The organism is Arthrobacter sp. 35/47, from assembly GCF_000520475.1.
In the GTDB taxonomy this organism is placed as follows: domain Bacteria; phylum Actinomycetota; class Actinomycetes; order Actinomycetales; family Micrococcaceae; genus Arthrobacter_D; species Arthrobacter_D subterraneus.
Window position 1 is genome coordinate 11,376 of record NZ_KI914581.1, and the last position, 6,122, is coordinate 17,497.

Below are 6,122 nucleotides of genomic sequence, written 5' to 3' on the forward strand. Positions count from 1 at the left end.
CGCGAAACTATCTCGACCGGCCCGTCCAGGTCCTGGACGGACAGCCGCCGGACATGCTTTTCCAGGGTGAGGACGGTGGGCCGGGGATCCCGGGCCGCATCTCCTGCCAGCACAACGGCGTAACCGGCAACACGTCCGGCGGGAACGTCCACCACGTCTCCCGGGCGGAGCGATTCCAGAGACGCGGCCGCGGCGCTTCGACGGTTCCGCGCACCGGCCTTCGACGCGGCTGCCTCGAGGTCCGACAGCTCGCGCCGGATCGCTGAATACTCGGAGAAGTCACCGAGGTGGCAGGTCATCGCTTCGGCATAGCCCTTCAGCGACTCCTCTCGCGTACGGACCTGACGGGCGAGGCCCACCACGGACCTGTCTGCCTGAAACTGCGCGAAGGATGTCTCAAGAATTTCCCGGGTACGGTACTGCCCGAACTGCGATATGAGGTTGATGCTCATGTTGTAGGTGGGCCGGAAGCTGGAATTCAGCGGGTAGGTCCGGCGCGAGGCCAGCCCTGCAACAGCTCCGGGGTCGGTGCCCGGCTGCCAGAGAACGACGGCGTGGCCCTCCACATCGATTCCCCGCCGCGAACTGCTTGGGAATCCGTATCCGCGAAACTATCTCGACCGGCCCGTCCAGGTCCTGGACGGACAGCCGCCGGACATGCTTTTCCAGGGTGAGGACGGTGGGCCGGGGATCCCGGGCCGCATCTCCTGCCAGCACAACGGCGTAACCGGCAACACGTCCGGCGGGAACGTCCACCACGTCTCCCGGGCGGAGCGATTCCAGAGACGCGGCCGCGGCGCTTCGACGGTTCCGCGCACCGGCCTTCGACGCGGCTGCCTCGAGGTCCGACAGCTCGCGCCGGATCGCTGAATACTCGGAGAAGTCACCGAGGTGGCAGGTCATCGCTTCGGCATAGCCCTTCAGCGACTCCTCTCGCGTACGGACCTGACGGGCGAGGCCCACCACGGACCTGTCTGCCTGAAACTGCGCGAAGGATGTCTCAAGAATTTCCCGGGTACGGTACTGCCCGAACTGCGATATGAGGTTGATGCTCATGTTGTAGGTGGGCCGGAAGCTGGAATTCAGCGGGTAGGTCCGGCGCGAGGCCAGCCCTGCAACAGCTCCGGGGTCGGTGCCCGGCTGCCAGAGAACGACGGCGTGGCCCTCCACATCGATTCCCCGCCGGCCGGCGCGGCCGGTGAGTTGGGTGTACTCCCCCGCCGTGATGTTCACATGTGCTTCGCCGTTGAACTTGTCGAGCTTCTCAAGGACAACGGATCTGGCCGGCATATTGACTCCGAGTGCCAGCGTCTCGGTGGCGAAGACCGCCTTGACGAGTCCCTCCTCGAAAAGCTTCTCCACCACCTCCTTGAAGGTCGGCAGCATTCCGGCGTGGTGGGCAGCGAAGCCGCGGATGAGCCCCTCCCGCCAGGACCAGAACCCGAGTACCTCGAGGTCTTCCTCGGGGATGTCGAGCGTTGCTTCCTCAATGCGGTCACTGATCAGACCGCGTTCATATTCCGTGGTCAGCCATAGCCCGGCGTCGAGGCACTGGGTGACTGCAGCCTCGCAGCCGTTGCGCGAGAAGATGAAGGTGATGGCAGGAAGGAGCCCTTCCTTGTCGAGGGCGGAAATCACCTGCGGCCGGCTGGCTCTTCTCACCGCCGTCTGCGGTGTCTGGTACCGGTTGGGTCCGCCGCGGCCGCGTTTGGCGCCGGAACCCCAGCGGGCACGCTGGTTCAGCCGCGTCTCGCTGGTGGCCAGATCAAGCAGTTCAGGGTTGACGGTGAACTTCTCTTCGGCGCCGCTGGTGGAACCCTCCGCAGCCGCTTCATCGAACGCAACCTCACCCGCAAAGAGATCCAGGAGTTCCTGGCCGACCATGACGTGCTGCCACAGGGGCACCGGCCGGTGTTCCGACACCACCACATCGGTATCTCCGCGCACGGTGTGCAGCCAGGCGCCGAACTCCTCGGCGTTCGACACTGTTGCGCTCAGGGAAACCACCTTGACCTCGGTGGGCAGATGGATGATCACCTCTTCCCACACCGCACCGCGGAACCGGTCAGCGAGGTAATGCACTTCGTCCATGACGACGTACCCGAGGCCGGCCAGCGTGTCGGAGTCCGCGTACAGCATGTTGCGGAGCACCTCGGTGGTCATGACGACGACGGGCGCCTCGGAATTGATACTGGTGTCACCGGTCAGGAGACCCACACGGTCCGCTCCATGCAGGGCGGCGAGTTCAGCGTATTTCTGGTTGCTCAGCGCCTTGATAGGGGTGGTGTAGAAGGCTTTGAGCCCGTTGCTGAGCGCCATGAAGATGGCGAATTCCCCGACCACGGTTTTTCCCGCTCCGGTGGGGGCTGCCACCAGCACTCCCCTGCCCGCTTCCAGCGATGTGCAGGCGTCCAGCTGGAACTCATCGAGCTCGAATCCGAGGGTTTGTTCGAACTGGTGCAGCCGGGTTCTTTCATACCTGTTGCGTGCCTGCGCTGCCTGGTACCGCTCGGCTGGGGAGGTCATGGATCAAGCCTAGACTCTCCGGCGGCGCCGCTCCTGCATCCCGTGGGCAGTCAGACCTCATCAAGTCTGGAGGGAGTGTCCGCATTCGCCTCGATATCGGCATCCCGCTCCGCATTGCGCTTTTCGCGGCGCTTGTCATTGAGCAGGCAAAGGCCGATAGCGACGAAGAACAGCAGCAGTAGCGGGACGGCCAGGTAGAACATGCTCATCGCATCACCGCCGGGCGCTGCCATGGCGGCAAAAAGGCAGATGAGGAACACGGTGATGCGCCAGGATTTCAATACCTGCTTGCCCTTGATGACCCCGACGAGGTTCAACCCAAAGAGCACCACCGGAAGGAGGAAGGCGATGCCGAAGGCCAGCATCAGCCGCAGCAGGAACGTGATGTACACCGGAACGGAGATCAGGTTGGCGAAACCCGCCGGGGTGAAGTCCGTGAGCACCCGCACCGCGCTTGGCAGGATCAGCCAGGCGAGATAAAGCCCCGCGATGAAGAGGGGCACTGCAACAGCAATGAAGCCGAGCGCGATGCGCCTTTCCTTCACCCGTAGTCCCGGCGTGATGAATGCCCACAGCTGATAAAGCCAGACGGGGCTCGCGATGACCAGACCGAGGAAGACCGATATCTGGATCATCAGGTCAAACGGCGAGCCGACCCCGTCAAAGTTCAGCGCAGCGTTGCGGCCGTCAATCTCATTGATGTTGCGCACGGGCTCGGACAACGCCTCAAGCACCGGGTTATAGATGAAGAATCCAATGACCGTCCCGATGACCAGCGCAATGCCGGATTTGAACAACCGGTTCCGTGCCTCGATGAGGTGTTCCTTGAGCGCCATCCGCCCTTCGGGATTCGCCTTGCGACCCTTGCCCCGCGGCATGGTGCTCAGCTGGTGGAAGACGTGCTGCCCGGACCCGTGGGGCGGGTTGTCCCGGGCTGGGTATCCTGGTTCCCCCGCTGTGCATCATCCTGCCGCGGCTGATCCACGACCCGGCCCTCCACCGGGGAGGTCCCATTGGGGTCGTCGGTGCCGTTTTCTTCCTTCATCTGCCGGACCTCGGACTTGAAGATCCGGAGCGACTGCCCGACGCTGCGTGCCAGGCCCGGCAGTTTGGGAGCACCAAACAAGAGGATCGCAATCACGATGATGATAAGAATGTGCCAACCCTGGATCTGCATGACGAATGTCCTCTCGTGAGTCTGGTTTAAAGTCTAGGTCATAGGTGCGGCATGTCACGCAGCAGCTGGGGCTGGCCGCGGACGGACCGGCGCCTCACCCGTCGCTCAAGCCGCTGCCATTTCCTCGCCCGTGAGGCCACTGCGTTTTCTGCCCTGACCTCGGCGGGCGACCTGAAGGCTGCTGTCTGCGCGGGTGGCGCATTCCGCGCTTCCTGGCCATCGAATCCGGGGGCCAGCAGCTCAGAGGCCCGTCCGGCGTCGTCCATCAGGGCGGTGAATCCGCGGAAGATCCGCCACGCGAGGTAACCGAGGAAGAGAAGTGCCAGCGCAGCGAGGGCCAGCCACAGGAGAATCCAGGTCCACCATTCCATCTTCCCAGTCTAGGCGCCGGCGGGGTGTGCGGATGCCGCCAGGGCAGCCTCGGCGAAGTGCAGTGCCTTCCCGCGTTCGGCCGCCGGTTCGGCGATGGTGCACTCGCCGCCGAGACTCGCCACCAGGCCCGGAAGCCACGTTGTGGTGCTGACCCTGATCTCCGCAGCGAGGCGACCGTCCTCGGTCCGTGCAGTCCGTTCCGCAGCATAGGACTGCGCGATCCACTGTGCGCCGGCTGCCAGGACAAGCACCACGGTGGTGTCCGCGCCCGCCGGATCAAAGATCACCGGGGGCGTTCCAGCCTCCACGGTGACGGGCCGATCGGTCAGTTCCATGCTCTGGATACGGTCGAGGCGAAAGTTCCGACGACCCCCCGCCCGGTGGCACCAGGCATCCAGATACCACGCGTTCTCGTGGAGGAAGGCCCGGAGAGGCTCGACGAACCTCTCCGTGACTTCGTCCCGTGCCGGCACCACGTACCGCAGATGCACCTGGCGTCGCTGTTCGATCCCTGCCCGTACAGCCGCGATCACGGGGGCCAGCTCATCCTCGGCGATCCTGGTGGCGATTGAGTCGTTCATCCGCGCTGCGTCGCCTGCGCCTGCACGGAGCTTTTCCCGGGCGGAACGGACAGCGGAGTCATCGGGAAGGCCCGGCAGGTTCATGAGTGTATCCAGCCCCACCAGGAGCGCGCAGGCTTCATCAAGCCCGAAGCGGATGGGATCTCCAAGGGACTGGGGATCGCTCACGTGGATACGGTCGTCCTCCAGCTGGATGTCGATCAGGCCGTCGGGGTAGAACCGCGGTCCACTGACGAAAAGCAGCTCGACATCGCTGATCAGCTGGGCCGCCGGGATGTTGAAATCACGTGCCGCAACGGACACTTCAACTCCCGGATGGTTCAGCAGGTACGGCACCAGGTCCAGCAGGCGCAGGAGCCGGTCCTCCGTCGAGTTGACGGACCTGGCGGCGGCCGGCCTGGCAGGAGCTTCGTCCAGGGAGAACGACGGCGGTGCGGTGCCAAGCGCCTGCACGGCACCTTCCAGCCGGCGCCGTACCTCCGCTGCGAGCGGCTCCGGGGACAGCGTGACGGCGTTCGCGCCGAAGGAGGCGATTTCGCCGGCTGCCGCTTCCTCATCGGAATAGCTGAACTCGAGGTTGTCCCACCCCTCGCCGCGGGGCGAGGACACTGCGCCCGGCCTGGCCCGGAGGATATGGCATGTTTCCGCCCTCACTGCGACGGTGGCCCTGCGCCCCCGCTCCGCTGCCGTGAGGCTCGCCAGTGACGCCGACATGGAAAATTCCGGCGGCACGCTGTAGGTACCTGCCCGTATGAGGGGAGGCGTTGTGATCCGTGTCAGGCGGAACCAGCGTTCAGCCTGACGGTCGAGATCGAAGCCAACCAGATACCAGTGCCCGAAGCGGCTTCCCATTCCCCACGGCTGTACTGTCCGCTGCCGATCATCCCCCGTGCTCGCCGCCCGGTATCCGAACCGGACCACGCGGCGTGCTGTGGTTGCCTGCCAGAGTGTGTCCCAGAACGGCTCATTGGTGCGGATCCTGGCATCGATGGCGGCCGGAGGGCCTGATTCAGTGTCGACTCCCCTGCCGTGAAGCTTCCTGAGTGCCCGTGATGCTGCCGGACCCAGCGATGCTTCCTGCCACATTCCGGCGGCAATGGTCAGGGCGGCTGATTCCGCGGCGGTAAAGCTCATGCCCGGGAGCCGGTAGTCCTCGGCGTTGATGCGGTAGCGGGTGGACGCGTTGTCATGGTCGAACAATGGGTCCTCGGTGAAAGCCTCAAGCGGTATTCCCTGATCGCGCAGTGCCGCTTTGTCCCGGTCAAAGAGTTTCTCCCGGGCAGCAGGGGTCGGCGCCTGTTCATACTGCTCAATCTCACGGAACAGCTCCTCCTTGGTCCATCCCTGCCGGTTGGAAAGGAGCAGCATCACCAGGGTGAGCAGGCGTTCCGTACGTTTCGCTGACACGGTCGCAAGGATACCGTCTCACCCGGCGCCGACGACGAAGGGCGGGCAGCGACACCGGT

Annotated in this window: 4 protein-coding genes and 2 pseudogenes; all 6 read right to left on the reverse strand. The window is 64.7% G+C overall.

Translation table 11 applies throughout. The features are described 5' to 3' along the window. A pseudogene (locus X803_RS16855) lies at positions 1-452 on the reverse strand (RNA helicase); the annotation flags it as partial. Positions 453-582: 130 nt separating this feature from the next. Further along, positions 583-2,526: pseudogene (locus X803_RS16860) on the reverse strand (DEAD/DEAH box helicase); the annotation flags it as partial. A gap of 50 nt (positions 2,527-2,576) precedes the next feature. After that, positions 2,577-3,362 carry a twin-arginine translocase subunit TatC gene (gene tatC / locus X803_RS0100440; protein WP_026543579.1) on the reverse strand — a complete coding sequence of 262 codons (786 nt, stop codon included), beginning with the start codon at positions 3,360-3,362 and terminating at the stop codon, positions 2,577-2,579. A 47-nt stretch (positions 3,363-3,409) separates the two neighbouring features. Beyond that, entirely contained in the window at positions 3,410-3,703 is a 294-nt protein-coding gene (gene tatA, locus X803_RS16865; protein ID WP_051470308.1) for a Sec-independent protein translocase subunit TatA, read from the reverse strand. A gap of 38 nt (positions 3,704-3,741) precedes the next feature. After that, entirely contained in the window at positions 3,742-4,074 is a 333-nt protein-coding gene (locus tag X803_RS0100450) for a hypothetical protein (RefSeq protein ID WP_026543580.1), read from the reverse strand. A gap of 9 nt (positions 4,075-4,083) precedes the next feature. Then, on the reverse strand, positions 4,084-6,063 hold the full coding sequence (locus X803_RS0100455; RefSeq protein WP_026543581.1) for a helix-turn-helix transcriptional regulator: 1,980 nt from the start codon (positions 6,061-6,063) through the stop codon (positions 4,084-4,086). Positions 6,064-6,122 lie beyond the last annotated feature (59 nt).